The organism is Listeria cornellensis FSL F6-0969 (assembly GCF_000525855.1).
Classification (GTDB): Bacteria; Bacillota; Bacilli; order Lactobacillales; family Listeriaceae; genus Listeria_A; species Listeria_A cornellensis.
Map to the genome: position 1 here is coordinate 1 of NZ_AODE01000081.1, position 997 is coordinate 997.

The following is a 997-nucleotide window of genomic DNA, read 5'->3' on the forward strand; positions in this document are numbered from 1 at the left end:
TTTTCCGATGCAAGTCAACTGACGAGTGTGGATGTAGGAAGCTGGGATACCTCGAAGGTGACCGATATGTCGTAGTTATGTTTTATGGAGCAAGTGGACTGACAAGCGTGGATGTAGGAAGCTGGGATACCTCAAACGTGACCGATATGACTAGGATGTTTTCCGATGCAAGAGGACTGACGAGTGTGGATGTAGGAAGTTGGGATACCTCGAAGGTTACCAGTATGACTTATATGTTTGCCAATGCTACATCATTAGATACATTGAAGTTAGGTGCTAAATTTAGATTTAAAGGTAGTACAGGTCTAATGGAAAAGAACGCAACACCCTATACAGGGAAATGGAAGAACACGCAAGATGAAGCGGCTTTATACGGCTCTACGGCGGAGTTTGTAACGGGGTATGATGGCTTGAAACCAGGAACGTATATTAGAGAGAAATTAAAATAAATGGAGAGGGAGGGTGTATGTTCGAAAAGAGCATGCACCTTTTTCTGGTCCATTTTAGGTAACTCGATCCGATGAAAGTCACGAGCGTAGTAAAATAGAGAAACATCTCAAAAACGAATGTTTATGCGATAGTTTATTTCTCCCCTTAATTTTCAGCAAAAGTGTGTGTGCTAGTGATTCAACATATTACTCAAAAACGATAGCTCTTTAATCACCATTTAGGATATCAGATAGAAGAGACGTATCTCATGTTAAATAAGTATGTTTTGTTTTACATACAGCTAAAAAATGAGTATCACATAATGGCATTGTGTGATACTGGCGGAAATCGCCCGAAACATTGGGCGCGTAAGAGTGTCATTTTTAATTTTGTTTTGCATCCTTTTAAAAGATAATTTGCACCCAATCAGAAATGAATCATTCGTGTGGCTGAATTTCATAACAATATAAAATACAAAAAACGGATCTCTTGCAAGACATGGTGGGAGATCCGTTTTTTGTAGTACTATTCTACATAATCTAGCTATTTTCTTAACATATACCTAAAT

Annotated in this window: 2 protein-coding genes; both read left to right on the plus strand. The window is 38.4% G+C overall.

Annotated elements, in window-relative coordinates; translation table 11 throughout:
- The first annotated feature begins 27 nt into the window (after positions 1-27).
- Positions 28-75, plus strand: coding sequence for a hypothetical protein (locus PCORN_RS21475; protein ID WP_420912046.1), 48 nt, complete (start codon positions 28-30; stop codon positions 73-75).
- Positions 76-77: 2 nt separating this feature from the next.
- Positions 78-449, plus strand: a complete 372-nt coding sequence (locus PCORN_RS16800; RefSeq protein ID WP_159102640.1) for a BspA family leucine-rich repeat surface protein — start codon at positions 78-80, stop codon at positions 447-449.
- Positions 450-997: the final 548 nt, after the last annotated feature.